Here is a 24,527-nt window from a genome sequence, read left to right on the forward strand (position 1 = left end):
GGCAGGTTGCCTACGTGTTACTCACCCGTCCGCCGCTAGGGTCCGAAGACCCTCGCTCGACTTGCATGTATTAGGCACGCCGCCAGCGTTCGTCCTGAGCCAGGATCAAACTCTCCATTAAAGAAAAGCTGATTAATGCTCAAAATTTAAAACTGGCGAGAATTTGCATTCTCTTATTTAAAGCACTCACTCGATGTTCAGTTTTCAAAGGACAATTTCTTTTGTTCTGTACCGCTTGTCTCAGCGGCGACTTAAACAATATATCATAGATGCCTATAGCAATGCAAGTACTTTTTTTCATTTTTTAAAATTTCATTATAAAACAAAAAAAGTTCTCGCCGCTACAGCAGCGAAAACTAATTTAGCATAACTCAATCTGGTATGTCAAACCTTGGCTTATAATTTATGAATTAGTTCTTGAATATACAAACTACGTTCAAGCGTTAGATTAACGATTTTTCCATTGACATTGACCCAAGGCCGAGTAGGATTGGATCGATCTGAGAACACAATCTCACCGATACGACTGTCACTGAGTTTCACAAGGGTTCCGTTATGGAATGCGGTCACTTTATGTATAAAGGTTTGGACGAGTGCCGGCTCCATTTTTCCAAAGGAATCATTCAGCAGCTGCTCTAGTACCAAGTAGGGGGATGAGCCCTTCTTATGAAACCGGTCAGTGGTCATCGCATGAAACATATCTGCTATCGCAACGATCTTGGAATAGGGGTGTACTTTGTCCCCACCCACACCCAATGGGTAGCCTGACCCATCCTCACGTTCATGATGCTGCAGCGCGCAAAACTTCACACCTTCGTTAATCGCAGGAACACTCTTCAGCAAATTATAGCCGATAATCGTATGGCGCTTCATGTCCTCCACTTCTACCGGGCTTAATCTGCTTGGCTTGAACAGGATGCTGGAGTCAACTTTGGCATTACCGATATCGTGCAGCAACCCGCCCAGTGCGATCGGCATTAAATCTTTTGTAGGGTAACCATGCCATCTCGCTAAATTGTAGGAGGTTAAACTCACCATAATGCTATTATGATATAAAAATTCACTTAACTGAAAGTTTTTGGGGCTGAATGTAAGCACGTTATAGTGCGAAATGTGCTGTATCAAGTCTGCAAGCGTCGTCCTGATCTCTAGTATAGGTAGATTCTGCCCGCCCGAGCTTGTAGCAGTGAACACTTTGCGCAGCAATTGAAGCAGCTTGCTATAGTTTTCATAGAATGGGAGAACGCTTCGGTTGGATTCTTCAATTTGAACCTCTTCTACCGAGGTGTCGGCCTCTCCGGATTTGGTTTCAATCTGAACAGACGGGATAAGAAATGCCTTTAAAATCTCTATATCCCGCTCCATCACCAATTTCCCCTTGGAAAAAAGGACATTGCTATATTTGGTTAGGACGTTCTCACTAAGCTTTTCACCGACTTTTAATTGGGAAACGGGAACGGTTGTCATAAAAGTCCCTCACTTTACGCTGCTTCGACAGTAACTCCGACTTTAGACCCATATCTGCTGTTATTATAAGCGAAAAAGAATGGGGATGTAACCCCCATTCTTCATATCGTGGAAAATTTATATTCTCTAAACGTTATCTTCGCCGTCTTGCGTCGCTTCCGATTCCGCTGTCAAACCGTCCTCGTCCTCATCCGGCTGTTCTTCGCTCTTATCTACACGGGCTAGAGTGGACACTTCATCCTCATCGCGAATGTTGATCAGCTTAACCCCTTGGGTGTTACGTCCCATCAGTGAAATACCGGACATGCTGGTCCGGATGACGGTACCCAGTGCTGTAATGATCATCAGGTCTTCGTCATCCTCTACGATCTTGAGACCGACTACAGGGCCGTTTTTAGCCGTTACGTTCAGTGTCTTGATCCCTTTACCGCCTCGAGTCTGCATACGATACTCGGAAACCGGTGTCCGTTTGCCGTAGCCCTTGGAGGTTACGATCAATACACTGTTATCTTCCCGCACGACGTCCATATCGATCACGGCATCGTCATCGTCCAATTGTATGCCCTTAACCCCAGTCGCTGAGCGGCCCATTGGGCGAACGTCTTGTTCTGGGAAGTGAATGGACATCCCTTGCTTGGTCCCCATCACGATGGACTGGTTACCATCGGTCAGGCGAACGCCGATTAAATCGTCATCCTCACGCAAGTTCAGGGCGATCAGTCCGCCTTTACGAATGTTGACAAAGTCGTCCAGAGGTGTTTTTTTGACGATACCGTTCTTGGTAGCAAAGAACAAATATTTGTCGGAATCAAAGCTTTCGACCGGGATCACCGCATTAACCGTCTCACCCTGTTCGATCTGAATCAGGTTGATAATTGGAGTCCCTCGAGCGGTACGGCTTAGATCCGGAATTTCATACGCCTTCAGGCGATAGGCTTTTCCTTTGTTCGTAAAGAACATAAGGTAATGGTGCGAGTTGGTTACGAATAAATGTTCGACAAAGTCATTGTCCTTCGTATCCATCCCCATGACGCCTTTGCCACCGCGTCTTTGACTGCGATAGGTGGTCACCGGCAAGCGTTTGATATAGCCTGTATGGGAAATCGTGATAACGACTTCGGTTTGAGGGATCAAGTCTTCATCCTCAATACTTTCTTCACCGATTGTGATTTCCGAACGGCGGTCGTCACCGAATTTTTCCTTGATCTCGTTCAATTCATTGCTAATAATTTCGAGAACCAGCTGTTCACTAGCCAAAATCGCTTTGTATTCAGCAATTTTCTTCAGAAGCTCAGCGTACTCCTCTTCAATCTTCTCGCGTTCCAAGCCGGTCAAGCGCTGCAAACGCATATCCAAAATCGCCTGGGCTTGGTCATGGCTGAGCCCAAACCGGTTCATCAGCCCATCGCGTGCTTCTTCCGTTGTGCGTGATGCCCGAATGAGCGAAATGACTTCATCCAGATGATCCAAAGCAATTCGCAAGCCTTCCAAAATATGCGCTCTGGCCTCTGCCTTGCGCAGATCGTATTCCGTACGGCGGCGGATGACTTCCTTCTGGTGCTCCAGGTAGTGGAACAGCATGTCCCGCAGATTGAGCACCTTCGGTTCACCTTTGACCAGCGCCAGCATGATGATCCCAAAATTGGATTGCATCGCTGTCTGCTTGAACAAATTGTTCAGTACTACATTCGGGTTCACGTCGCGGCGCAGCTCGATTACGATCCGCATTCCGTTGCGGTCGGACTCGTCCCGCAGGTCGGTGATCCCGTCGATCTTCTTGTCGCGAACGAGCTCGGCAATTTTTTCGATCAACCGGGCTTTATTCACCTGATACGGAAGCTCATTGACGATGATTCTGGCTTTATTGCCGTTCTCTTCAATATTGGCCTTAGCTCGCATGGTCACAGAACCACGGCCGGTAGCATAGGCTTGCTTAATTCCCTCGCGACCCAAAATGTATCCGCCAGTAGGGAAATCCGGGCCCTTAATCGAGTGCATCAGTTCCAGCGACGAAATATCGGGGTTCTGAATTAATTGCTGGACGCCATTAATGACTTCTGTCAAGTTATGCGGCGGGATATTCGTGGCCATCCCAACAGCAATCCCTGATATACCGTTGACAAGCAGGTTTGGAAACCGTGAAGGCATTACTGCCGGTTCTTGCTCTTCACCGTCATAGTTAGGAACGAAATCGATTGTTTCTTTATTGATATCACGAAGCAGTTCCATGGCAATCTTCGATAAACGCGCTTCCGTATACCGCATCGCTGCCGCCGCATCACCGTCAATCGAACCGAAGTTCCCATGTCCGTCGACCAGCATGTAGCGCAAGGAAAAGTCCTGTGCCATCCGCACCATCGTCTCATACACGGCAGAATCGCCATGAGGATGGTACTTACCAATGACTTCGCCTACGATTCTTGCGGATTTCTTATACGGCTTGTCCGGAGACATGCCAAGCTCAGACATCGCATATAAAATACGCCGATGCACCGGCTTCAGTCCGTCCCGAACGTCCGGGAGTGCCCGGCTGACAATGATACTCATAGCGTAGTCCATAAAGGATGTACGCATCTCTGAGCCAATATCTATTTCTTTAATCTGCGAACGAGGTTCTTCCGACATCTTGTACCTCTTTTCTATTGATTCTGCGTTTGATGAAGCTTGTGTATGATCAAGTTGTTTAATGAGTTCGCTTTAATAAATGGGCTCCCCGCATTAAAACGCGGAATTTGCATCGGATCTACACCACGCTCGGCAAAGCCGATAGCTGTTGTAAATGCATAACGGATACCGGCGCTATGTATGAGTGCATCCGACTGTTTATCGTAGATGCCGAAAGGATAGGCAAACGCATCTACAGGCTTCGGATACAACTCACTGAGCTTAGCGCGGCACTTCTTGGTATCGTCAATGATCCGGTTGTTAAACTCCTGTTCCGTTTCAACCCTGTCACCCTTCTTTAACCTGGAAGTAAAGAGCGCACCGCCATCCGGCCCGAGATCGTGCAGGCTATCGGTATGGCACTGAAAGTCGAGGGTGTCCATGGCATGAGCCATCGTTCGAATCTCTTCCCGAGACAGGGAAGGAATACGGCTTTGCAGCGGGTTCTCCAGGTCTTTAGTGATCACAAAGTTAACCGCTGGAATTTGGAGCTGCTCGAGAATCGGAAATGCATTCGTATAAAAGCTGCGATATCCGTCGTCAAAGGTCACCAGCACGGCGTTCGGAGTGACTGCTCCACCGGCCAAATACTCGCGAAACTGCTGGAGAGAAATAAAGTGATATCCCCGCTGCAGTAAATCCGTCAACTGATCATGAAAGCGTTGTGTCGTAATTGTAACGTCGCCCTGTATTTGATCGTCGATGTGATGATAGGCGATTACAGCGACCCGGTCTGTATACCAAACCGGGTCGGGTGTATAGAACGGACTATGTGCCAGCAGCAGCACTAAAATCGCTAAAACCCACTGTACATTGTATTTTTTTAGGCGTGTCATCTATGTTAAATATCCAGGTTTTTAACGTATTTAGCATGCTGTTGAATGAAATCGCGCCGCGGCTCGACATTGTCACCCATCAGCGTATCGAAAACAACGTCTGCTTCGATCGCATCTTGAATGCTTACTTGCAGCAGGGTACGGCTTTCCGGATCCATTGTCGTCTCCCACAGCTGTCCAGGGTTCATCTCACCAAGACCCTTATACCGCTGTACATTGACTTTGGCGCCCTCGCCGAACTCAGCCATGATGATTTCACGCTGCTTATCATTGTAGGCATACCGCACCGTCTTGTTGCGTTCCAGCTTATAGAGCGGCGGCTGGGCAATGTAAACGTAGCCGACCTCGATCAGCTTGCGCATGTAGCGATAGAAGAAGGTGAGGAGCAGGGTACGAATGTGCGCACCGTCGACGTCGGCATCGGTCATGATGATGATTTTGTGATAACGAGCCTTGGCAATGTCAAAATCGTCGCTAATCCCTGTACCTAATGCCGTAATAATGGCACGAATCTCCGCATTGGATAAAATTTTGTCCAAACGGGCTTTCTCTACGTTCAGAATTTTCCCCCGCAGCGGCAAAATCGCCTGAAAGTGACGGTCACGCCCCTGCTTGGCCGATCCGCCCGCAGAGTCACCCTCAACGATGTACACTTCACTGATGGATGCATCCTTGGAGGAACAGTCCGCCAGCTTCCCTGGCAGCGAGCTGACTTCCAAAGCGCTCTTCCGACGCGTTAGCTCACGAGCTTTTCGAGCCGCTTCCCGTGCTCTTGCAGCCTGGACGCCTTTCTCGACCATTTTTTTCGCGATGGCCGGATTCTCATCCATAAACTCTTGCAGCTTCTCGGCAAACAGGGATTCAACAATACCCCGAACCTCGCTGTTTCCAAGCTTGGTTTTTGTCTGGCCCTCAAACTGCGGATCCGGAATTTTCACGGAAATGATCGCTGTAATGCCCTCACGCACATCATCCCCGGATAAATTCGCATCGCTTTCTTTAATCACGTTATGTTTACGGGCGTAGTCGTTCAAAATCCGAGTGAGCGCGCTCTTAAACCCGGACTCATGCGTTCCGCCCTCGTGTGTGTTGATATTGTTCGCAAAGGAATAAATATTCTCCGAGTAGCTGTCGTTATATTGCAGAGCGACTTCCACTTGGATATTGTCCTTGTTGCCCTCGACGTAGATCGGCGGCTCATGGAGCGCTTCCCGGTTGCGATTCAAATACTCGACAAATGAAATAATACCGCCTTCGTAAATGAACGTATTCGACTCATCGGTCCGCTCATCCATCAGCGAAATTTCGATGCCTTTATTCAAGAACGCCAGCTCGCGAATACGTGATTGCAGCGTATCATAGTCATATTCGGTAGTTTCTGTGAAAATCGTTTCATCCGGCCAGAACGTAACCGTCGTGCCGGTCTCCTCCGAATCTCCGATAACTCTTACGTCATATTGCGGAATTCCGCAGCTGTATTCCTGCTCATGAATTTTCCCTTCGCGCTTGACCTGAACGATCACTTTTTTGGAAAGGGCATTCACAACAGAGATACCGACACCATGCAGTCCTCCGGACACTTTATAGCCTTCGCCGCCAAACTTACCACCGGCATGAAGCACAGTAAGCACGACCTCCAAGGTCGGACGCTTCAACTTTGCATTCTCGCCGACGGGGATTCCGCGCCCATTATCTATAACGGTAATGCTGTTGTCTTTGTGTACAATAACGTCAATTCGCGTACAAAAGCCTGCGAGCGCTTCGTCAATACTATTGTCCACCACTTCCCAGACCAGATGGTGAAGGCCGCGGGCGCTCGTCGAACCGATATACATCCCCGGTCTTTTGCGAACCGCCTCCAGTCCTTCCAACACCTGTATCTGACTTTCGTCATAGCTCGTACCAGGATTTACAGACATACTGACACCCACTTTTCCGTGATAACTAGTTCGTTAACAGCTGATGAGCCCGTTTCTTTAAAGTCATAGATGAGATGGGAGAATAGTATACTTTCGTCTGCGTTACGACAAGCGATTTGCTTTCCTCTTCACCAATGACTTCTACGCGCTTCTCTTTACTTGCATACGTGACAAACTGCTTCGATATTTTAGATGATTTTTCTATGGATAAGTCAAAGATAGCGACAAGCTCCGATGCGCGAATAATTTTTTCCCCGCCCAAATGGATAAACATGCTGGCCCACTCCTATCGGATGTAACAGATGTAACCGTTGCAATCTAAGTCAAGCTTCCGCTGTGCACCTGAATGACAGAAGCGTCTTCCAGCTTAGATAAGTCTATACTTTCAATCCCAGTTGTGGTGATGAAGGTTTGAACTTTGCGTTGGAATGTCTCGATCAATTGCGTCTGGCGGTACCGGTCAAGCTCGGAGAGTACATCATCAAGGAGGAGTAGCGGATATTCGCCGACCTCTTCCCGAATTAATTCGATTTCGGCCAGCTTCAGCGAAAGTGCCGTCGTCCGCTGCTGTCCTTGGGAACCAAACGTCTGCACTTCCTTGTCGTTTATAAAAAAACGCAGATCATCCCGATGCGGCCCTACAAGACTGACACCGCGGCGCATCTCCTGATCTTTCACCATTGATAACTTTATCATAAATTGGTCAAATAAAACAGCTTCTTCTTGTTCAAGGGCCGAAGACAGCGAGCTGTCATACTCAATGCGCAGCTGCTCCAGGCCGTTCGTGATTCCGCTGTGGATTTTCTCCGCCCAGTTTTGCAGCTTCTTTATAAAGCTTTGACGTTTTTTCATAATTTTAATACCACATTGTGCCAGCTGCTCATTCCAAACTTCAAGAAGGGGAGCCGCGCCGGTGGAAGAGAACATTTGCTTCAGCAAATTGTTACGCTGCTGCAAAATTTTATTGTACTGCGACAGGTCATATAAATAGGCTGGGTATACCTGCCCAATCTCCATATCTAAAAAACGACGCCGAACAGCCGGAGAGCCTTTAACGATTTCAAGATCCTCCGGTGCAAACATCACCACATTCAGCGAGCCGATAAAATTGCTTAATTTTTTTTGCTCGAGCCCGTTGACCTTCGCCTTCTTGCCTTGATTCGAGATCGCCAGGTCGAGCTTGACCGCTCCGTACTTTTTCTCGATTTCCCCATGCAGCAGGGCGGAGGAGGCATTCCAGCGAATGAGCTCCTTGTCCTGATGGGTCCGATGCGATTTGGTTAGGGCGAGCACGAAAATCGATTCCAGCAGATTCGTTTTCCCTTGGGCATTCGGTCCGACAATGATGTTGACCATACGGTCGGTCTCAAACTCCAGATGCTCGTAGTTGCGGTAGTGCTGCAAAGACAGCTTTTTTAGTAGCAAAATGGAACCTCCTAAAGGCTTAGCGTAAGCTAAGCCACATCGAAAACAACGGCTGGGCTTAGTGAGCGCAGAGCCGCGTTAGCCTTGAACAACTTGGAATTCTCCGCAGCCTTCCACCTTAATGATGTCCTGCGCTCTAAGCTTACGCCCCCGGCGGTTCTCCGGTTCTCCGTTGACCGCAATGACGGCATCTTGAAGGAAGCTCTTGGCTTGTCCACCTGTGGATATACAGTCCGCCAGCTTCAGAAATTGTCCCAAGGTAATGTACTCGGTATGAATGGAGATCGGTTTCATGTGTGAACCTCACACTCCTCTAGAAATTAGCTAGTCGTCCGGTATGGCAAAATGAGCTGAAGCAGGCTGGAATCCTCATCGGGTCGGATGATGATCGGCTGCATCGCACCGGTGAAACCAATGTTAATATTCTCGCTGTCCATGACTTTCAGGGCATCGAGCATATATTTGGAGTTAAACGAGATGCGCAGCAGCTCCCCGGTCAACCGCGTCGTAGTCAGTTCTTCGGTTACTTTCCCCAATTCAGAGGAGCTTGAAGAAATTTCAATCGTTTCATCCTCACGCATCACAAGCTTAACGATGTTCGTCTTTTCTTCCTTGGACAGCAAATAAGCACGGTCGATCGCGTCGGCCAAGTCGTCCGTGTTCACGGTCAGCTCCGTTTGGAACGATTGTGGAATCAGCTTGGAGGTATCCGGATAGGTGCCATCCAGGATGCGCGTATAGAACAAGATCGAGCTCATTTTGAACAACACTTGGTTCTCAGCAAATACAACATCAATCAGCGTGTTCTGATCCGGCAAAATTTTGGACAGCTCATTGAGCGTCTTCCCTGAAATCGACACGTTGCTAAGGGTAAAGTCCGAATCCGTATCGATGTTCGTTTCCCGGCTCGCCAAGCGGTGGCGGTCACAGGCGGTAAACTTCAAGCGTCCGTTCGCAATCGTCCACAACACCCCTGTTAAAATCGGCGTCGCTTCATTGGTCGAAACCGCAAACGAGGTTTGCTTAATCATCGTTTTCAAAAGGTCACTCGGGATCTGAACGAGCTTATTCTCTTCAATGCCCGGCATAATCGGATATTCTTCCGGATCTAAGCCAACCAACTGAATTTCTGAGGAACCTGAACGGATCGTAGTTTGAAAATGATCTTTAACTTCGATTTCGATCTGCTGAGCCGGCAGCTTGCGAATGATCTCTACAAAAAACTTGGAAGGGAGAACCACACTGCCTGATTGCTTCAAATCGATCACTTGCAGATCATTTTTCTCCATCGGAATAAAGCTTTGAATAGAAATATCCGTATCGCTAGCCGTGAGCGTCATTCCGGTCGAATCCACGTCTATTTTGATCCCGCTTAAAATGGGAATGGTCGTTTTGCTCGAAATGGCTTTGGAAACATGCTGAATGGACTCATTTAAATATTCTTTCAATACCTTTAGCTTCATACTGTCACTCCTAAAAGTTCTAAAATGGGGACGCAGGCATATACTTATATATTAACATGTTTTTAATTAGTAATAGTAGTAGGCCCGGTGGATATGTGGATATGTGATTGAACATGGCAAAAGAAAAGCCTATCCACATGTGAATAGTTTGTGTATAGGCTTCCCGTTATTCAGATGTATTCACGGCTGTGTATAACTTTAAACCGTGACGTTTTTGATCTTTTCGGTAATATTTTGGAGGACCTTATATAATTCCTGGTCTGATTTCAGGGCGTCGGATATTTTCTCATGCGCATGAATGACCGTGGTGTGATCTCTTCCGCCAAAAGCATCTCCAATCTTCGGCAGCGAAAAGTCCGTCATCTCCCGAGCCAGGTACATGGCAATTTGCCGCGGGAAGGCAACCTGCTTCGTTCGTTTCCTCGCTTTGAAATCCTCAATCTTCAGTCCGTAAAACTCGCCGACTTTCTGCTGAATGTCCTGGATTGTGATGACCTTCGGCCGGCGGCTCGGAATGATGTCTTTGAGCGCTTCCGCGGCCAAATGCGTAGTGATGTCCTCATTGATTAGAGAGGAATAAGCTACAACCCTGATCAACGCACCCTCCAGCTCACGGATGTTCGAGTCGATCTGGTTCGCTATGTACACCATAGCTTCGTTCGGGATATCCAGGTTCTCGGCCTTCGCTTTCTTCCGCAAAATCGCAATCCGAGTCTCGAGATCCGGTGGTTGGATATCTGTTATGAGACCCCATTCAAACCTGGAGCGCAGCCGCTCTTCCAGTGTCGGAATTTCTTTCGGCGTCCGGTCGCTGGAGATGATGATTTGTTTGCGTTCCTCGTGCAAGGCGTTAAAGGTATGAAAAAATTCTTCCTGCGTCCCGTCTTTTCCGGCGAGAAACTGAATATCATCAATAAGCAGCACGTCGATATTGCGGTATTTGTTACGAAAGCTTTCCCCGCGATTATCGCGAATGGCGTTAATGAATTCATTCGTAAATTTCTCGGATGAGAGGTACATCACACGTGCATTCGGATTATGCTCCAACACAAAATGACCGATCGCGTGCATTAGATGCGTTTTACCAAGCCCTACGCCCCCATACAAAAACAGCGGGTTGTAAGCCTTGGCCGGCGCTTCCGCTACAGCCAGCGAAGCCGCGTGGGCAAATCGGTTTCCAGCCCCAATAACAAACGTATCAAACGTGTATTTGGGGTTCATCATATGACTGAAGGTCTCCTCAGGAGCACTTGGCGGAGCTACTACTTTTGCGGGAATGGCGACAGGAGGGGAAGAGGCGCTGACAGCCTCCGGATCATCTTCGATGACGAATTTAATCTCGGCTTCTTTTCCTTTGATGTCAAACACGGCTTCTTTAATATGCTTAGTATATCGATCTTCGAGCCATTCTCTCGCGAATTTGTTCGGGGCGCAGATGACGACGGTTGTCTCATTAAAAACGACTGCTCTAGTGGAGGCAAGCCATGTTTCGTAGCTTGGTTTGCTCACTCTTTTTTGCAATATGGAGAGTACCTGCTGCCACTGGTCGTTAGGATGGCTTTCCACAATCTATTCACTCCTTCAAAAAAATAACCGGTGTGGCGTAAGCCGCGACCCATGTAGGAAAAAGCAAAAACCTGTCGGATATATCCACACCATGCAGGTTCGAGGGCTCGACGTTATGCAGGTGTGTTGTAAATTGTTCACAAAGATATCCACAGGTTGTTGATAATTTTGTTGAGATTTTCACGTATCCACAATCGAAAACATATTCATAATATCAAAAAGAACCCGTGTCTGCAATGGAATGTTTGGATTTATCCACATACCCTAGTGGTTGTGTGTAACAATTATCAACAGCACTACATATTGTTAATAATGTGTTTATAATTCGACAGAATCGACGAAATTCCGATTTTTTTTATTCACAGCCCCGCGAGTTAAAAATTGGACAGGCTTTGGGGATAACTTTTTGCCTGCTCCAAGTTGACTTTTTGTTTTCAAGATGGTTTAATGTTAAGAGGTATTTTTGGATAGGTAATTCGCAAGGAGGTGCAATGATAGATGAGACCGACTTTCAAACCGAACGTTAGAAAGCGCAGCAAGGTTCACGGCTTCCGTAAGAGAATGAGTACGAAGAATGGTCGTAAAGTACTCGCAGCTCGTCGTCTTAAAGGAAGAAAAGTATTGAGCGCATAAGACTAAAGACCACTGAAAGGTGGTCTTTTTTGTTTGTTTTCGTTTAAAAGCGCGGAATTTCGTTAACGATAGGGATGGATTTGCTGCGGATGGAGCGGATGCGAGAGTGGAGAAGAAAAATCGTCTGACGAAAAGAGAATATTTCGACAAGGTCTACCGCTACGGAAAATCGGCCGCGAATCACCAATTCGTTCTTTATTATATGGTACAGCCCAAACAGGAGTCATTCCGCTTGGGGGTATCGGTCAGTAAGAAGCTGGGCAATGCCGTAGTGCGCAATCGGATCCGCAGATTATTAAAGGAAATCGTCCGATTAAATGCGGAGCGGCTCCCAGGAGGCTATGATCTCATTCTTATTGCGAGGAAGCCTGCGGCGGAGATGTCATATCAGGAGATGGAGAAAAGCGTGCTTCATGTGTTGAAACGCGCCTCACTGCTGCTGCGTAAAGAAGAGATGAAAAGCTGATGCCATAGCGAGGGACGTTAGTTTCATTGTGCCCAAAGTTATGGTATAGTTTATTATTGGAAAAGAAGAGCTGTCGCTCAATTGGGAGGATATGATTTTGACGCGTCGATTACTGAAATATGCACCGTTACTGGCGGTATTTTTGCTGCTTGCGGGATGCTCCCCATCTGCGAGTACGCCTATTGACCCCAAGAACGGCGTATGGGACAAGTTTTTTGTCGGGCCTTTAGCAGGAACTTTAGATTGGTTCGCCAACTTGTTATGGGGACAGTACGGTTTGTCCATCCTGGTCGTAACGATTATTATCCGATGCATCATTCTGCCGCTGACGCTTAAGCAGTATCGCAGCTCGAAGCGGATGCAGGATTTGCAGCCGGAATTGAAGAAGATTAAAGAGAAGTTTAAAGACGATGCGAAGAAACAGCAGGAAGAAACGATGAAGCTGTTCCAAAAGGAAGGCGTGAATCCGCTTGCGGGCTGCTTCCCGGTGTTGGTTCAGATGCCGATTCTGATTGCTTTGTATAACGCCATTATGCGTAACCATCATATTGGAGAGCACTCGTTCCTCTGGATGCAGCTGGGCACAAAGGATCCATATTATATTTTACCGCTGCTCGCAGCCTTGACGACGTACCTTCAGCAAAAAATGATGTCCTCGCAGATGAATTCGCAAATGCAAAGCCTGATGTTTATTTTCCCGGTCATGATTTTTGTGATGGCGATGAACTTTGCGTCGGCACTTCCGTTGTACTGGATTTACAGTAATACTTTCACGATTGTTCAGTCTTACTTTATTTATCACCGTGGAGCTAATAAGGGTGGACTTAAAAAATAAGGGTGGCCGGATGACATGAAAAAAATCGTGGTTTCGGGCAAAACAATTGATGATGCCGTAAGAAACGGTTTACAGCAACTTGGCGTCCCGCAAGAACGGGTGAAGGTTAACGTTCTGGAGCAGCCTTCAAAAGGTTTGTTCGGTCTGATTGGAGCGAAGGATGCCAAGGTAGAATTGGAGCTGCTTCCGGACGCGATCGAAGAGGCCATCGCTTTCTTGCGAGATGTTCTGCAAACGATGCAGCTAGAGGTACGGATTGAACAAAAGCAGGACAAGGACGGCATCGAGCTGCATATGCACGGTACGGACCTAGGAATGCTGATCGGGCGCCGCGGCCAAACGCTGGATGCCCTGCAATATTTGGTCAATATTGTTGCTAACCGCTACGCGGACCATCACTTGAGGATTGTTCTGGATGCAGAGCAGTTTCGCGAGCGTCGTAAGAAAACGCTGCAGGAGTTGGCCGACCGGCTGGCTGATCGTGTCATTCGCTCGAAGAAGGAAGTTGTACTGGAGCCGATGTCGCCGCAGGAGCGCAAGGTGATCCATTCGCAGCTGCAGCAGCATCCGAAGGTTCGTACCTTCAGCCGGGGCGAAGAGCCTGGCCGGAGAGTCGTTATTGTTTTGCGTTGATTTCCACTTGCAATGATGTCATGAATATGACTTCATTGCTTTTTCTTTAATACAACCTATTTTATTTATAGCAGGACGCTCGAATCGACGTTGTCGAAGTGCGATTTGAACGGTCAGCAGGAGGAAAATGATGATTCAAGACACCATTGCAGCGATCGCCACACCGATGGGTGAAGGGGGCATTGCGGTGATTCGCGTCAGCGGGGATGAAGCAGTGCCGGTATGCGGGCGACTGTTTTCGATGGGCAGCAAGCAGCTGACTGAGGTACCGACGCATACAGTACACTATGGCTACATTCGGGAGCCGCAGTCCGGAGCCAGGGTGGAAGAGGCTTTGGTGACGGTGATGCGGGGGCCGCGCTCTTTTACCAAGGAAGACGTGGTGGAGATCAGCTGCCATGGGGGATTCGTTTCGGTTAAAAAGGTGCTCGATCTGCTTCTGGAGAACGGGGTACGTCTAGCGGAGCCGGGGGAATTTACGAAGCGAGCCTTCTTGAACGGACGGATAGACTTGTCACAGGCAGAGGCTGTCATTGATCTTATTCGTGCCAAGAGTGATCGGGCCTTTCGCATCGCGCTGAAGCAATCGGAAGGCAGCTTATCGAAGAAGATCAAAGAGCTGAGGCATCAGCTTATCGAGCTTATGGCGCATATTGAAGTCAATATTGATTACCCGGAGCACGATGTAGAAGAGATGACGAATGCGTTTATCAAAACCAAATGTGCGGATGCGTTAGTGGAAATCGAACGGTTACTTACGACCGCGCAGCAGGGCAAAATTTTACGAGAAGGTCTCGTTACAGCCATTATCGGGAAGCCAAATGTGGGCAAATCATCGTTAATGAATGCACTTGTCCAAGAGGAACGAGCGATTGTGACGGACATTGCCGGTACAACACGAGATGTTGTGGAAGAATACGTACATGTGAATGGGATTCCACTAAAGTTGCTTGATACAGCTGGGATTCGTGAAACGTCGGATGTGGTGGAGAAAATCGGGGTCGAGAAATCGCGCCAGGCGTTGGCGGATGCCGATTTGATCATGCTGGTATTTAACGGTGCTGAGCCGCTTCAGCCGGATGAGCTCAAGCTCATTGAACAGCTCAAGGGCAGGCAAGTGATCGTGATCATCAATAAGTTGGATTTGCCGCAACAGATTGAGGAAGAAGCCTTGAAGCTGACCTTTGGACCTGAGCATGTGGTTCATTTGTCGCTGCTGAATCAGCAAGGACTTGACGCCTTGGAAAAAGCGATCGCCGGTATTTTCTTCAGTGGCCAGGTGGAGTCGAGCGATTTAACCTACGTCAGCAATGCACGGCATATTCATTTGCTGAAGCAGGCGAAGCATGCTCTGACCGAAGCTTATACGGCGACAGAGGATTATGTGCCGATCGATATGGTCCAGATCGATATTCGCAGTGCTTGGGAGCACTTGGGCGAAATTATTGGAGACTCGGTGAGCGATTCGTTGATCGATCAAATTTTTTCACAATTTTGTTTAGGAAAATAGAGTTTGGGAGGTAAGAAATTATGACATATGTTGCTGGTGAATATGATGTAATCGTCATCGGAGCAGGGCATGCCGGATGCGAGTCGGCCTTGGCTGCCGCACGGATGGGCTGTGAAACTCTTCTGCTTACGATAAACCTGGATATGGTGGCTTTTATGCCATGTAACCCGTCTGTAGGCGGGCCTGCTAAAGGGCATGTAGTTCGTGAAATTGATGCACTTGGTGGGGAAATGGGGCGCAATACAGATAAAACGTACATTCAATTGCGGATGCTCAACACGGGCAAAGGTCCGGCGGTTCACGCACTGCGTGCGCAGGCGGATAAGTTTCTGTATCAGCACACGATGAAGGAAACGATTGAAAAGCAGGAGCACCTCACTCTTCGCCAAGGCTTGGTTGAGGAACTGATCGTCGAAGACGGTGTATGCAAAGGTGTCGTTACGAAAACCGGTGCTCAATACATGGGGAAATCCGTTGTTCTAACAACGGGAACGTATCTCCGCGGCAAAATCATCATGGGCGAATTGATGTACGAAAGCGGTCCGAACAACCAGCAGCCTGCGGTGAAGTTATCGGAAAATCTGCGCAGTCACGGTCTTGAGCTCGTCCGCTTCAAAACAGGAACGCCGCCGCGCGTGCATAAGGACTCGATCGATTTTTCCAAAACGCAGATTCAGCCGGGGGACGATAAGCCGAAATTTTTCTCTTACGAAACGACGCAGGAAGTGCCGAATCAATTGCCATGCTGGCTGACCTACACCTCCGAAAAAACGCATCAAATTATTAACGATAACCTTCATAGAGCTCCAATGTTTTCAGGTGCCATCGAAGGGACAGGGCCGCGCTATTGCCCATCAATCGAAGATAAAATTGTAAGATTTAGTGACAAACCTCAGCATCAAATTTTTCTAGAGCCGGAAGGCCGGAATACGAAGGAGTACTATGTCCAGGGGCTTTCGACGAGTATGCCGGAGGATGTGCAGCTGCAAATTCTGCGTTCGATTGCTGGACTGGAAAAGGTAGAGATGATGCGGACGGGGTATGCCATTGAGTATGATGCAGTCATTCCAACGCAGCTGAAGCCTTCGCTCGAGACGAAAGTCATTGACGGACTGTTCACCGCGGGCCAAATCAATGGTACATCGGGCTATGAGGAAGCGGCAGGGCAAGGAATTATGGCTGGCATTAATGCTGCGCGCAAGGTGCAGGGGAAAGAACCGGTCATTTTAGATCGTTCAGAAGCATATATCGGCGTCCTAATTGACGATTTGGTAACGAAAGGAACTAGTGAGCCGTATCGTTTGCTTACTTCCAGAGCTGAGTACCGGTTATTGCTCCGTCACGATAACGCGGATTTGCGCTTAACTCCGATTGGCCGCGAAATTGGACTTATCAGTGAAGAGCGATTTGCGCGTTATCAGGAAAAGGTTCGTTTGGTGGAAGAAGAGATTGAGCGTTTGAAAACAACCAAGGTGAAGCCGACACCGGAGGTTCAGCAGATGCTCGCATCGCTCGATAGTGCAGAATTGAACAATTCTGTTGATCTGCTTTCCTTGCTTCGTCGTCCGGAAGTAACGCTTGGTCATCTGCATTCAATCTCGCCATCGCCAGCGGCATTGACGGAGGAAATGATTGAGCAGGTTGAGATTCAGGTGAAGTACAGCGGCTATATTGAGAAGCAGCTTCTGCAGGTAGAGCGTCTTCGTAAGATGGAGAAAAAGCGGATTCCTGACGATATTATATATGAGGATATTCACGGGATTGCAACCGAGGCAAAGCAGAAGCTGGCGAAAATTCGTCCAATTTCGATTGGTCAGGCGTCCCGAATTGCCGGTGTTACCCCTGCGGACATTTCGATTTTGCTCGTTCATTTGGAGCACTATAATAAAGTATTGGCGGCAAGATCATAATGGATGCAATTCAGAAGCATTTTACAGATTTGTTAAAAAATAAGGGAATTGTTCTGTCGGAGCATCAATTAGGCCAATTCGAGAGTTATTATAGAGAGCTTGTGGATTGGAATGAACGGATGAACTTGACAGGGATTACGGAGAGGGAGCAGGTTTATATTAAGCATTTCTATGACTCCCTTTCTCTTGCTTTTTTTGTGCCGATTGATCAAGTGGTAACACTTGCGGATATCGGTTCCGGCGCAGGCTTTCCAAGTATTCCTCTTAAGATTGCATTTCCTCAGCTTCAAGTGACGATTATCGATTCGTTAAATAAACGAATTCAATTTTTGAATCACTTGTGCAGTGTGCTGGGTGTCAGCGGCGTTCGTTGCGTGCATGGGCGTGCGGAAGATGTGGCACAAAATTCTGCGCATCGAGATTCATATGATCTCGTAACGGCGAGAGCAGTTGCGCGGTTAGCAGTATTGAATGAATTTTGCTTGCCATTTGTGAAACCGGGCGGTATGTTCGCTGCTATGAAAGGTCAAGAGGTGCAAGCTGAGCTGGACGAATCAAAATTTAGTCTTAAAGAACTTAAGGGTGACTGGATCCAAACACAGCGATTTGAGCTTCCAGTGGAAGAGTCAACGCGTCATATTGTCATTGTGAAGAAAACGGCCCCGACGCCACGTAAATATCCACGTAAAGCCGGTGTACCGCTAAAATCACCTCTGATTTAATATGTTTCACGTGGAACATAATGTATGTTAAATGTTTTTTATGAAGCAAACTTCTTTTCTTCTGGAGCAGGATTTTTATATGTTTTGGAGAATTTATTATAGTAGTTCATTATTCATCGGTGAAAAGATCGGGTGGTTATCGTAATGAAGGAACAACTTTCCAAATTGTTCGGACTAACTGATAAAACTTCGACTGACGAAGTGAAAAATGTTCCTGTCAACGATATCGTTCCTAGCCCCTATCAGCCTAGAACGATTTTTGATGATGAACGGATAGAGGAGCTTTGTCAGACGATTAAGACACACGGTGTCATTCAACCGGTTGTTGTAAGGGTTAGAAACAATCGCTATGAGCTGATTGCAGGAGAACGGCGTTGGCGTGCCGTCAAAAAGTTGGGCTATGACACGATTCCTGCGATCATTCGTGATTTCAATGATTCTCAGGCTGCGTCCATTGCGCTGATCGAAAATCTGCAGCGCGAGGGACTTACAGCGATTGAAGAAGCGATTGCTTATCAGCAGCTTATCGATATGCACAATTTAACCCAAGAAAGTCTCGCTCAACGGCTAGGCAAAAGCCAATCTACGATTGCAAATAAAATCAGATTGCTACACCTGTCTGAGCCGGTTAAGGTTGCGTTAATGGAACGCAAAATTACAGAGCGTCATGCTAGAGCTTTGCTTGCGATTGATCAGGAAGATCAGCAAATCAAAGTTCTTGATGATGTAATCAGCAAAGAGCTGAATGTAAAGCAAACGGAAGCGCGAATTGCTTTTATCAAAGAGTCGGCTAAAGCAAAGGCCAAAGCGAAACGAGTTTCATTCTCTAAAGATGTTAGACTAGCGCTGAATACCATTAGGCAATCGGTGGATATGGTAACATCTTCAGGGCTTACGATTAATACGACGGAACAAGATCATGAAGATCATTATGAGATTGTAATTCGTATTCCAAAGCGTTAAAATAGAATAGTATAGTTATAGTTTCATATAGAATATTACACTGGCCTCGGATGAGGCTTTTGTTTTCTACGAACATGAAATTGTACTAAGGTAAAATCGGAAACGTCATTGGGAGATATTTTGCCTCCTCAATGACACTTTTTTTTCGACAATTTAGGGTATGAACTAGACTAAAGTACTAATGTATATTGATATTTCATTAAGTTAAGTATTTGAGGTGAAATCATTTTGTCTAAGACGATCGCCATCACCAACCAAAAGGGTGGAGTAGGCAAAACTACTACTTCTGTAAATCTAGGTGCTTCTCTAGCGTCTTTGGGAAAAAAGGTGCTTTTGGTAGACATAGACCCACAGGGGAATACAACAAGCGGGATTGGTATTAATAAAGCGGATGTAACGTACTGCATCTATGATGTGATTATTAACGATGTCCATCCGAAGGATGCTATGTGCGAAACAGCGATTCCCAACCTGAAAATCATTCCTGCAACTATTCAATTAGCCGGAGCTGAGATTGAGCTTGTTCCTACAATCTCTCGTGAAGTACGGCTGAAGAAGTCGCTCCAGTTGGTCAAGCATATGTTTGATTACATTCTAATCGACTGTCCTCCTTCGCTCGGAATCCTTACAGTCAATTCATTAACGGCAGCAGATTCGGTCATTATTCCAATTCAATGTGAGTATTATGCCCTGGAAGGCTTAAGCCAATTACTGAATACAGTTCGTCTTGTCCAAAAGCATCTGAATACTACGCTTCAAATCGAAGGGGTATTGCTCACGATGTTTGATGCGAGAACGAATTTAGGCATGCAAGTTATTGAAGAAGTGAAAAAATATTTCCAGCAAAAGGTTTACCAAACGATTATTCCAAGAAATGTGAGATTAAGCGAGGCGCCGAGCCATGGGCAATCGATCATTACCTATGATCCTAGATCGAAAGGCGCCGAGGTTTACATGGAATTGGCAAAGGAAGTGATCTCACTTTGAGTAAGGGATTAGGAAAAGGCTTAGGCAAAGGATTAGATGCACTGCTTCCTGCGCTAAGTATTAATGATGATGATAAAGTAGTTGAAATTCCATTACCACAGCTTAGACCGAATCCATACCAGCCGAGAAGGAATTTTAACGATGAATCGATTCAAGAGCTGGCAGCCTCAATCAAAGAACATGGCGTAATCCAGCCGATTATTGTTAGAAGTGTGCTTAAAGGCTTCGAAATTATTGCTGGTGAGCGTCGCTTTCGTGCATCGCAAGTATGCGGTAATGCGACCATTCCTGCCGTAATTAAAAAATTTACTGATCAACAGGTTATGGAAATCGCACTGATTGAAAACGTACAAAGAGAAGATCTCAATGCGTTGGAAATCGCAATTGCTTATCAAGCACTCATAGACCAATTTTCGCTGACGCAAGAAGTTTTATCTGTTAAAGTGGGTAAGAGTCGCTCGCACATTGCGAATTTTTTACGGTTGCTGCAGCTGCCTGAGGAAGTGAAAGAGTATGTTTCACGTGGAACATTATCCATGGGGCATGCGAAGGCGATTGTCGGTATTAAGGATAAAAAAGTTATAAAAGCACTCGCGGATACGGCTATTAAAGAGCAATGGAGTGTTCGTGAGCTGGAAGAAGAGGTTAAAAAGCTGGAAGAAAAGGCTGATAACAAAAAAGCCAAGCTTAAGCCGAAGCGGAAAGATCCATACATTAATGAACTCGAAGAAAACTTGCGCGAAGTATATAGAACAACGGTGAAAATTAGACATAGCAATAACAAAGGAAAGATTGAGTTGTTATACTATTCTAAGGATGATCTGGATCGTCTGCTTGAGCTGCTTCAAGGAAAAACATCCTAATCAAACCATTCAGCATACCCGGATATTGCTTGTAATGCACAGGCAAACTAGGTATGCTATATTTTTGTGGTTAATGAAATTGCAGAAAGGTGGGGATAACGAAATGGCCGTTATTTATTTAGATCATGCAGCTTCATCTTGGCCGAAACCGCCCAAAGTAATGGAGGCCATGGTTCAAAGTATAGAACAGTTCGGTGCAAATCCAGGTAGAGGTAGCCATGAGATGGCCGTAAAAGCCAGCAGGGTGCTTTTCGAAGGAAGAAAAAGCTTGGCTAAATTATTCAAAATAAAGAATCCGAACGACATTGCATTTACATTAAATACCACCATGTCCTTGAATATGGCGATCAAAGGATTTGTTAAGCCAGGGGAACATGTCATATGTACGGCAGTGGAACACAATTCTGTTCGAAGACCCCTCGAATACTTGAAGCGTACCCGAGATATAAAAGTAACATACATAGAAACTAACCCTAAGGGCGAGCTCACAATTGATGATGTAGCACGTGCTGTGACTTCGGAAACGAAGCTGATTGTATGTACACATAGCTCCAATATGCTGGGAAGCATTTTGCCAGTTGCAGAGATTGGACAGTTGTGCAGGGATAAAGGCATAAAGCTTCTGGTAGATGCCGCGCAAACCGCAGGGACTTTGCCGATCGATGTAGGGCTGATGGGAATACATATGCTTGCTTTTCCTGGCCATAAAGCTTTGCTGGGACCGCAAGGCACTGGTGGATTGTACATTCATCCGGATATTGACTTGGAGCCACTTATGCATGGAGGTACGGGCAGCCAATCGGAAGCGATCGAACAGCCGACAGTACGGCCAGATCGTTATGAGGCTGGTACTCCGAATACCGTAGGCATTGCCGGATTGACGGAGGGGGTAAAGTTTGTCCTGCAGGAAGGTGTAGAGCAGATTCACCTGAAGGAGTGGGCACTTACTCAACGCATGATGGAAGGGCTCATGGGAGTTACTGGTGTTACTGTATTGGGACCTGATTTAGGGCAAAATAAAACAGGAATCGTATCCTTTACCATCGCTGATGCTGATTCGTCGGAGGTCGCTTTTGTCCTGGATCAATCGTTTCAGATCGCTGTTCGAGCCGGGTATCATTGCACGCCGTTGGCTCATGAAATGGCGGGTACGATGGCAAGAGGGGCCGTAAGGGCAAGCGTAGGTTATTTCACCACGGAAGCCGAGGTAGAACAGCTGATCCATGCGGTGAGGGAGATTGCCGCGCATTACACCTAGATAGATGGATAGTAGGGGGAGCTTCAATGGGGGAACAGTTAGTAGAAATTCCAATGGAAGTATTGCTGCTTGCGACAGGGATTATATTATTGCTATTTCTAATTGTACTAATTTCGTTTTGGGTAAAGCTAAATAAGCTGCGCAAAAATTATACCTCGCTATTAAACGGCAGTGGAGAGGTAAATGTAGAAGAAGTATTGATAGGTATGCAAGACAAGGGGAATAGACAAACGGAAAGAATCGAAGCGTCGGAACGTTCGATTCAAGCGATGCAAGATCAATTGCGTTCAATGAAATCCCATATTGGTATCCATCGTTATAATGCGTTTGCCGAAAGCGGCAGTGATTTAAGTTTTTCAGTTGCCGTATTGGATGAAAAGCAGGATGGGGTCGTGCTTACAGGCATTCACAGCCGTGATCATACGTATGTATACGCGAAACCGATTGAGCAGGGGCAGTCTTCTTACACCCTGTCACCGGAAGAAAAAGAGGCGATCACTCGTTCTGTACCAAAGAAGTAGGTGTAAACCGACGACGATTGGTCAGTGCAGAGTAGAACGATCGGGAAATCACTTCGGCCATATTCATGACTAAGCTAAGCCGTGTATTTTGGAGGACAAAGTATTCCATAAATCCGCCGACGTTCACGATTCCTGTTACGTGCATGTCACCAACAGGAGGGAGTTCTTTGTTCACACCGGCACCTGGCTTGACTGGACCTTGGCCGATTTGAATGCAGCCTACACTGGTCAGTTGGCCGAGACAAGCGTCTACAGCGATAATATAGGGATTGTTAAAATGCTGTTGTATCATAGTGAGCGTTTCACTTAGATTCATGGCATGAACCGGATTTTCTAAAGTGCCATAGAGGTGAAGATCGTCGATTTTTTTCTTTTGCAGCTGAGTACCTACTAGGGGGCCGAGGGAATCACCTGTAGAGCGATCTGTGCCTACGCAAACCACCACAATGGGCTGATGGGAAGGAACGTGCTGAAGAGAGCTCAAAAGTCGATCGGAAATCGATTCAACACAATTGGCTTCAGCGTGCGAAATTTTTAAATTTTCAATCTCTTTTTTCATTGGCTCTCTAGTAAATGGCAGTTTCATTATCGCAGCCTCCTAGTAGGAATTTATAGAGTTCGGTTGGAAGGATAGGGAATAATTGTTACTAGTATACGAATGATAGGATCATTTTATACTTGAATTTATAAATTCTGAGATGAGGTGGACGTTGTGCTTTTAATGGCCTTTGATTCTACCCAGCAAGCACTAAGAGCGGAAATGCTGTTAGAGTATGCGGACATCGAGAACGATATGTGCCCGACCCCCAAGGAGATCACGGCCGGCTGTGCGCTCTCTTTGGAGTTCCCGGAGGATGCCTTAGTCACGGTGAAAGAAATCATTAGAGATGAGCGTGTAGAGATTCGTGGCATTTTTAGCAAAAAGGAAAATAGGTATGTTATGATAGAGTTGTAAGGGAGGCACATACATGGATGAAATGATGAAGAAGCTTCAAGCCGAAGGTAACGCGGAAAAAAACTGGATGGAGCTATGGCTGGAGTTTAAGACCAAGACCGTCAGCTATGTCACGAATCCGGAAATATGGACTGGATTATTGATCTCTCTTTTAAAAATTGCACTCATCTTTATTGCCGCACGCCTTCTTATTAAAATCGCCAACAGCGCATTGCAGCATATGTTGATTGAACGTGAGAGGAGCCCGCTCAAGTTTGACCCGCGACGAACCAAAACGATTGGCAAACTGATGGGGAATATCGTAACGTATGTAGTTAATTTCATTATGATATTAATGATTTTGAGCCAATTTGGAGTCAGTTTAGCGCCGGTGCTGGCGGGAGCAGGGGTCGTCGGATTAGCTGTAGGTTTTGGTGCTCAGAGTTTGGTGAAAGATGTTATTACCGGATTTTTTATAATATTTGAGGATCAATTCGCTGTCGGCGATGTAGTACAGATTGGGACGTTCAAGGGGAAGGTAGAGGAGATTGGCCTGCGGGTGACCCGAATCAAAAGCTGGACAGGTGAGGTACATATTATTCCGAACGGGGCGATTGCCCAGGTGACGAATTTCTCGATTCATAATTCTTTAGCGGTTCTGGACGTGTCCGTGGCTTATGGAGCGGATGTGAATGAAGCGATGAAGCTGCTAGAGAAGACGGTGAAGAAGCACTTCGAATCCAGCCCGAATCTGGTGAAGGAGCCGGAAGTATTAGGTGTTCAGATGCTGGGCACATCGGAAGTGACCCTGCGCGTGACGGCGGAATGCAAGCCCAATACGCAGGCAGCCGTAGCGAGGCTGCTGAATGCGGAGATTAAGAAAGCGTTTGAAACAGGCGGCATCGAGATCCCTTACCCGAAGGTGGTTACGATATCCTAGATCGGCAAAGGT

At 46.8% G+C, this 24,527-nt stretch carries 24 protein-coding genes and 1 rRNA gene; 14 read left to right on the forward strand and 11 right to left on the reverse strand.

The window, feature by feature from the left end; genetic code table 11:
• From FPZ49_RS06090 to dnaA, 10 genes are all read right to left on the reverse strand, one after another.
• Positions 1-121 (reverse strand): 16S ribosomal RNA (locus FPZ49_RS06090); the annotation flags it as partial.
• Positions 122-396: 275 nt separating this feature from the next.
• The gene (locus tag FPZ49_RS06095) at positions 397-1,467 is read right to left on the reverse strand and encodes an HD-GYP domain-containing protein (protein ID WP_144844596.1); all 1,071 of its coding nucleotides are present in this window, start codon (positions 1,465-1,467) and stop codon (positions 397-399) included.
• 126 nt (positions 1,468-1,593) lie between these two features.
• Positions 1,594-4,092: a DNA gyrase subunit A gene (gyrA, locus tag FPZ49_RS06100; RefSeq protein WP_144844599.1), complete on the reverse strand. Its 2,499-nt coding sequence runs from the start codon at positions 4,090-4,092 to the stop codon at positions 1,594-1,596.
• A gap of 14 nt (positions 4,093-4,106) precedes the next feature.
• The gene (locus FPZ49_RS06105; RefSeq protein ID WP_144844601.1) at positions 4,107-4,967 is read right to left on the reverse strand and encodes a polysaccharide deacetylase family protein; all 861 of its coding nucleotides are present in this window, start codon (positions 4,965-4,967) and stop codon (positions 4,107-4,109) included.
• Between the two features lie 5 nt (positions 4,968-4,972).
• Complete coding sequence (gyrB, locus tag FPZ49_RS06110; RefSeq protein ID WP_144844603.1) at positions 4,973-6,886, reverse strand: DNA topoisomerase (ATP-hydrolyzing) subunit B; 1,914 nt, start codon at positions 6,884-6,886, stop codon at positions 4,973-4,975.
• Between the two features lie 25 nt (positions 6,887-6,911).
• Positions 6,912-7,160 carry an extracellular matrix regulator RemB gene (remB, locus tag FPZ49_RS06115; protein WP_144844605.1) on the reverse strand — a complete coding sequence of 83 codons (249 nt, stop codon included), beginning with the start codon at positions 7,158-7,160 and terminating at the stop codon, positions 6,912-6,914.
• Between the two features lie 44 nt (positions 7,161-7,204).
• The gene (gene recF / locus FPZ49_RS06120; RefSeq protein WP_144844607.1) at positions 7,205-8,311 is read right to left on the reverse strand and encodes a DNA replication/repair protein RecF; all 1,107 of its coding nucleotides are present in this window, start codon (positions 8,309-8,311) and stop codon (positions 7,205-7,207) included.
• 78 nt (positions 8,312-8,389) lie between these two features.
• On the reverse strand, positions 8,390-8,605 hold the full coding sequence (yaaA, locus tag FPZ49_RS06125) for a S4 domain-containing protein YaaA (protein ID WP_144844609.1): 216 nt from the start codon (positions 8,603-8,605) through the stop codon (positions 8,390-8,392).
• Positions 8,606-8,631: 26 nt separating this feature from the next.
• Positions 8,632-9,774 (reverse strand): DNA polymerase III subunit beta, encoded by a 1,143-nt coding sequence (gene dnaN, locus FPZ49_RS06130; protein WP_144844611.1) that lies wholly within the window; start codon positions 9,772-9,774, stop codon positions 8,632-8,634.
• Between the two features lie 198 nt (positions 9,775-9,972).
• Positions 9,973-11,340: a chromosomal replication initiator protein DnaA gene (dnaA, locus tag FPZ49_RS06135; protein WP_144844613.1), complete on the reverse strand. Its 1,368-nt coding sequence runs from the start codon at positions 11,338-11,340 to the stop codon at positions 9,973-9,975.
• A gap of 498 nt (positions 11,341-11,838) precedes the next feature.
• Between dnaA and rpmH the strand changes: the two genes are divergently transcribed.
• From rpmH to FPZ49_RS06195, 12 genes are all read left to right on the forward strand, one after another.
• Positions 11,839-11,973, forward strand: coding sequence for a 50S ribosomal protein L34 (gene rpmH, locus FPZ49_RS06140; protein ID WP_014372796.1), 135 nt, complete (start codon positions 11,839-11,841; stop codon positions 11,971-11,973).
• A 106-nt stretch (positions 11,974-12,079) separates the two neighbouring features.
• On the forward strand, positions 12,080-12,439 hold the full coding sequence (gene rnpA, locus FPZ49_RS06145) for a ribonuclease P protein component (RefSeq protein WP_144844615.1): 360 nt from the start codon (positions 12,080-12,082) through the stop codon (positions 12,437-12,439).
• Positions 12,440-12,536: 97 nt separating this feature from the next.
• Positions 12,537-13,274, forward strand: a complete 738-nt coding sequence (yidC, locus tag FPZ49_RS06150) for a membrane protein insertase YidC (RefSeq protein ID WP_144844617.1) — start codon at positions 12,537-12,539, stop codon at positions 13,272-13,274.
• A gap of 15 nt (positions 13,275-13,289) precedes the next feature.
• On the forward strand, positions 13,290-13,907 hold the full coding sequence (jag, locus tag FPZ49_RS06155) for an RNA-binding cell elongation regulator Jag/EloR (protein WP_144844619.1): 618 nt from the start codon (positions 13,290-13,292) through the stop codon (positions 13,905-13,907).
• A 130-nt stretch (positions 13,908-14,037) separates the two neighbouring features.
• Complete coding sequence (gene mnmE / locus FPZ49_RS06160; RefSeq protein ID WP_144844935.1) at positions 14,038-15,417, forward strand: tRNA uridine-5-carboxymethylaminomethyl(34) synthesis GTPase MnmE; 1,380 nt, start codon at positions 14,038-14,040, stop codon at positions 15,415-15,417.
• A 20-nt stretch (positions 15,418-15,437) separates the two neighbouring features.
• Positions 15,438-17,327: a tRNA uridine-5-carboxymethylaminomethyl(34) synthesis enzyme MnmG gene (gene mnmG / locus FPZ49_RS06165; RefSeq protein ID WP_144844621.1), complete on the forward strand. Its 1,890-nt coding sequence runs from the start codon at positions 15,438-15,440 to the stop codon at positions 17,325-17,327.
• Entirely contained in the window at positions 17,327-18,049 is a 723-nt protein-coding gene (rsmG, locus tag FPZ49_RS06170; RefSeq protein ID WP_144844623.1) for a 16S rRNA (guanine(527)-N(7))-methyltransferase RsmG, read from the forward strand. The genes mnmG and rsmG overlap by 1 nt, the downstream gene beginning before the upstream one ends.
• A gap of 144 nt (positions 18,050-18,193) precedes the next feature.
• Complete coding sequence (noc, locus tag FPZ49_RS06175; protein WP_144844625.1) at positions 18,194-19,012, forward strand: nucleoid occlusion protein; 819 nt, start codon at positions 18,194-18,196, stop codon at positions 19,010-19,012.
• Positions 19,013-19,240: 228 nt separating this feature from the next.
• A complete protein-coding gene (locus tag FPZ49_RS06180; protein WP_144844627.1) occupies positions 19,241-19,999 on the forward strand; it encodes a ParA family protein in 759 nt (252 codons plus the stop codon).
• Entirely contained in the window at positions 19,996-20,862 is an 867-nt protein-coding gene (locus FPZ49_RS06185; protein ID WP_144844629.1) for a ParB/RepB/Spo0J family partition protein, read from the forward strand. Before FPZ49_RS06180 ends, FPZ49_RS06185 begins: the two co-directional genes overlap by 4 nt.
• 103 nt (positions 20,863-20,965) lie before the next feature.
• Complete coding sequence (locus FPZ49_RS06190; protein ID WP_144844631.1) at positions 20,966-22,120, forward strand: aminotransferase class V-fold PLP-dependent enzyme; 1,155 nt, start codon at positions 20,966-20,968, stop codon at positions 22,118-22,120.
• A 26-nt stretch (positions 22,121-22,146) separates the two neighbouring features.
• Positions 22,147-22,641, forward strand: coding sequence for a DUF4446 family protein (locus tag FPZ49_RS06195; RefSeq protein WP_144844633.1), 495 nt, complete (start codon positions 22,147-22,149; stop codon positions 22,639-22,641).
• Here FPZ49_RS06195 and yyaC read toward each other — a convergent pair.
• Complete coding sequence (gene yyaC / locus FPZ49_RS06200; RefSeq protein WP_144844635.1) at positions 22,616-23,227, reverse strand: spore protease YyaC; 612 nt, start codon at positions 23,225-23,227, stop codon at positions 22,616-22,618. The genes FPZ49_RS06195 and yyaC overlap by 26 nt on opposite strands.
• A 135-nt stretch (positions 23,228-23,362) precedes the next feature.
• Between yyaC and FPZ49_RS06205 the strand changes: the two genes are divergently transcribed.
• A complete protein-coding gene (locus FPZ49_RS06205; RefSeq protein ID WP_186445648.1) occupies positions 23,363-23,596 on the forward strand; it encodes a DUF3343 domain-containing protein in 234 nt (77 codons plus the stop codon).
• A 13-nt stretch (positions 23,597-23,609) separates the two neighbouring features.
• On the forward strand, positions 23,610-24,515 hold the full coding sequence (locus FPZ49_RS06210) for a mechanosensitive ion channel family protein (protein ID WP_144844639.1): 906 nt from the start codon (positions 23,610-23,612) through the stop codon (positions 24,513-24,515).
• Positions 24,516-24,527 lie beyond the last annotated feature (12 nt).

This window comes from Paenibacillus cremeus (assembly GCF_007786445.1).
Classification (GTDB): Bacteria; Bacillota; Bacilli; order Paenibacillales; family NBRC-103111; genus Paenibacillus_G; species Paenibacillus_G cremeus.

What these genes read in the sequence shown, in the direction of transcription:
- mnmE (WP_144844935.1), top strand. Translation starts at nt 14,038, where the DNA reads ATGATTCAAGACACCATTGCAGCGATCGCCACACCGATGGGTGAAGGG.
- gyrB (WP_144844603.1), bottom strand. Translation starts at nt 6,886, where the DNA reads ATGTCTGTAAATCCTGGTACGAGCTATGACGAAAGTCAGATACAGGTG.
- rsmG (WP_144844623.1), top strand. Translation starts at nt 17,327, where the DNA reads ATGGATGCAATTCAGAAGCATTTTACAGATTTGTTAAAAAATAAGGGA.
- dnaN (WP_144844611.1), bottom strand. Translation starts at nt 9,774, where the DNA reads ATGAAGCTAAAGGTATTGAAAGAATATTTAAATGAGTCCATTCAGCAT.
- FPZ49_RS06210 (WP_144844639.1), top strand. Translation starts at nt 23,610, where the DNA reads ATGGATGAAATGATGAAGAAGCTTCAAGCCGAAGGTAACGCGGAAAAA.
- yyaC (WP_144844635.1), bottom strand. Translation starts at nt 23,227, where the DNA reads ATGAAACTGCCATTTACTAGAGAGCCAATGAAAAAAGAGATTGAAAAT.
- jag (WP_144844619.1), top strand. Translation starts at nt 13,290, where the DNA reads ATGAAAAAAATCGTGGTTTCGGGCAAAACAATTGATGATGCCGTAAGA.
- rpmH (WP_014372796.1), top strand. Translation starts at nt 11,839, where the DNA reads ATGAGACCGACTTTCAAACCGAACGTTAGAAAGCGCAGCAAGGTTCAC.
- FPZ49_RS06095 (WP_144844596.1), bottom strand. Translation starts at nt 1,467, where the DNA reads ATGACAACCGTTCCCGTTTCCCAATTAAAAGTCGGTGAAAAGCTTAGT.
- FPZ49_RS06205 (WP_186445648.1), top strand. Translation starts at nt 23,363, where the DNA reads ATGGCCTTTGATTCTACCCAGCAAGCACTAAGAGCGGAAATGCTGTTA.
- gyrA (WP_144844599.1), bottom strand. Translation starts at nt 4,092, where the DNA reads ATGTCGGAAGAACCTCGTTCGCAGATTAAAGAAATAGATATTGGCTCA.
- yaaA (WP_144844609.1), bottom strand. Translation starts at nt 8,605, where the DNA reads ATGAAACCGATCTCCATTCATACCGAGTACATTACCTTGGGACAATTT.
- noc (WP_144844625.1), top strand. Translation starts at nt 18,194, where the DNA reads ATGAAGGAACAACTTTCCAAATTGTTCGGACTAACTGATAAAACTTCG.
- FPZ49_RS06190 (WP_144844631.1), top strand. Translation starts at nt 20,966, where the DNA reads ATGGCCGTTATTTATTTAGATCATGCAGCTTCATCTTGGCCGAAACCG.
- mnmG (WP_144844621.1), top strand. Translation starts at nt 15,438, where the DNA reads ATGACATATGTTGCTGGTGAATATGATGTAATCGTCATCGGAGCAGGG.
- FPZ49_RS06105 (WP_144844601.1), bottom strand. Translation starts at nt 4,967, where the DNA reads ATGACACGCCTAAAAAAATACAATGTACAGTGGGTTTTAGCGATTTTA.
- FPZ49_RS06195 (WP_144844633.1), top strand. Translation starts at nt 22,147, where the DNA reads ATGGGGGAACAGTTAGTAGAAATTCCAATGGAAGTATTGCTGCTTGCG.
- remB (WP_144844605.1), bottom strand. Translation starts at nt 7,160, where the DNA reads ATGTTTATCCATTTGGGCGGGGAAAAAATTATTCGCGCATCGGAGCTT.